3 protein-coding genes are annotated in these 2,343 nt (G+C 36.3%); 2 read left to right on the top strand and 1 reads right to left on the bottom strand.

Annotated elements, in window-relative coordinates; all coding sequences use genetic code 11:
- The first annotated feature begins 180 nt into the window (after positions 1-180).
- Complete coding sequence (locus M901_RS09145; protein ID WP_021277913.1) at positions 181-639, top strand: prokaryotic phospholipase A2; 459 nt, start codon at positions 181-183, stop codon at positions 637-639.
- A gap of 75 nt (positions 640-714) precedes the next feature.
- Positions 715-1,491, top strand: a complete 777-nt coding sequence (locus M901_RS09140) for a hypothetical protein (protein ID WP_021277912.1) — start codon at positions 715-717, stop codon at positions 1,489-1,491.
- Here the strand turns inward: M901_RS09140 and M901_RS09135 are convergent.
- Positions 1,481-2,200, bottom strand: coding sequence for a HugZ family protein (locus M901_RS09135; protein ID WP_021277914.1), 720 nt, complete (start codon positions 2,198-2,200; stop codon positions 1,481-1,483). The two genes, M901_RS09140 and M901_RS09135, sit on opposite strands and share 11 nt — an antisense overlap.
- Between the last annotated feature and the right edge of the window lie 143 nt (positions 2,201-2,343).

Here is a 2,343-nt window from a genome sequence, read left to right as displayed (position 1 = left end):
CAAGAGTTGAAATAAGCGCTAATAGCCATGCGCTAAAAAGTAGATACCAAGCGGTTGTGTTTTTTTCCATATTTATTACTATCTCACAGTGCGAAATTTTGTAAATACTGACTATGTCAATTTTTGGCAAAGTCTAGCTGCTAGACAGACGCATTTTGTCTTTATAGGCTATATAGTATTATGAGAATTTATTTAATCACTTTGCTCACATTATTTCACATCAATACTTTGGCCAAGGATGAGTTACTTGTTCAATATTGTGATGATCTCGGTGGTAAGGTTGTTAATTCTTATAGGTGTCCAAAGAGTAAACTGAAGATCCCTTTCCAATTTTGTACTTATACAAATCAATTTGGTGAACATCAATTCTTTGATGGGTGCACAGGTCCTTCTGGTGGACACTCTGAGCTTTTCTATCCGCATTGTATAAGACATGATCTCTGCTATCACCATGAACCATCGACTAGTGGGAAAACTCAGAAAATGTGTGATAGTGAGTTTAAGAGAGGATTACTTAATTCTTGTCAAAATGCAGAAAATCCTAAGAAGTGCCGTTCCTGGGCAAAGACAATGTATAAGGCCGTGAGATCGTTTGGCCGTCTTGCCTATAACTGTGCAGATTATCAGGGCCATTATTAAATAAATCAGTAACTTAGCTTTGAAAAAACTACCCGCTACCTTGCTTTGCGAGCTTGTCCTAGGTAGTAAGTAGCTATGAAAAAATCAATTCTTATAGCACTTTGTTTAAACTTTCTATCTACGTCTTTTGCAGCTGTTAACTTTGAAGAACTGCAAGAAGTGAAGAGCGCCGTTATTAAGGCCTTTGAAAACTTGAAAACAGACGATTCTGAGTTTCTGACTATTAACGAACCTATTCCTGGTCTTGCTGATGATTATTGGTGGAGTATTGATATGGTTCATGCCTCATATGTAAGAGTTCCAAATGAAGTAGAGAATACATTAACTCATAAGCTGTATTTAATGGGTGGCTTTGTGAGACTTGATGGGATGACTCCAGATGGGCTTGCCGTGACGGCTTGTCATGAAATGGGACACGGAATTGGTGGTGACCCAAAGAAGAATCCTTCAATGGGAATGCCTGGAAATACAACAGAGGGGCAAGCGGATTATTTTGCGACAAAGATTTGTTTACCTGAAGTCATGAAGTACTTACCTGTATCGAGAGAGTTAACACTTGATCCTTATGTAATTCAGTTATGTACTTTACAAAAAAAGTACGACCAAAACTTATGTTTAAGAATGATGACTGCTCTAGAAAGTGATATGGCCTTCTTTGATTATCTTGGAACACCTGTTGCTTTTGATGACTTTGCGACTGAAGAAGCATTGGAAATTAATAAAGATCCAAGCTTCTACCCAAGTGCTCAATGCCGTCTTGATACAATGATTCACGGAATTCTAGACCTTGAAAGACCAAAGTGTTGGTATCCTAGAGGTGTTGAAAATGGAGCTTTACGTTCTAAGCTTTAGCCATCTCAACTAAGAACTTCCTCAAGTCTCCAGCTTCTTTAGCAGGGGACTTGAATTCTATATAAGTAATTCTCTCTTCATCTTTAATATGAAAACCAAGTTGATTCATACTAATGATACTTGGATCAACGGCTTGCAGGCCTTTATCAACAAGATACTTGCAAATAGCATTCTTATGATCATCATTCATATGTTTGATCGCAAAGTCATAGTGTGATGATTCAATATTATCAGTGAAGATAAAATTATTTGCCGAAAACTTATAAATCTTACCAAAGCCTTTGATATAATGAATAAAAACTGGCTTGAGAATATAGAACGCAAAATTGTGAACTTCAAAGAAGCTACGCGATTCTGGTTTGAATGCATAATACGTATTTGCAATTTCTTTATAGCGTTCATCTTCTTTCTCAATACGTTCAACTGTTGCGAGTATAGACGTTCTCGCTGCGGCCTGCTTCTTTTGAGAGTCCATATCAAAGACTGTAAAAGAGACGCGTTCATTTGCATTCATATTCTTTGTGTGAAGAGCGATATCACTTACAAGAATAGCAACTTGACCATTTCTTAAAATAACAAAGGGACAAACAGAACCATAGGGAAAAGCTTCTCCTTCTTGATCCTTGATTGTCGATAAAATTCCCACATCCTTTGAATGAAGAAAGTTCTTTATTTCGATTGATAATTCTTGATTTGTTAGCTCAGTCATATGATCACTTTTGTAATGAAATATTGTAAAATTAATATATCATAGTCTATAGGACGACAAAATATCTTTAGACATGAAAATTATGAAATTACTTATCTTACTTTTGCTTGTGCTCAACGTTAATGCACAACCAAGCTTAACTG

This window comes from Bacteriovorax sp. DB6_IX, from assembly GCF_000447775.1.
GTDB lineage: Bacteria > Bdellovibrionota > Bacteriovoracia > Bacteriovoracales > Bacteriovoracaceae > Halobacteriovorax_A.
Note: the sequence above shows the minus strand (reverse complement) of the source record. Positions and strands in the feature narration are given on the sequence as shown.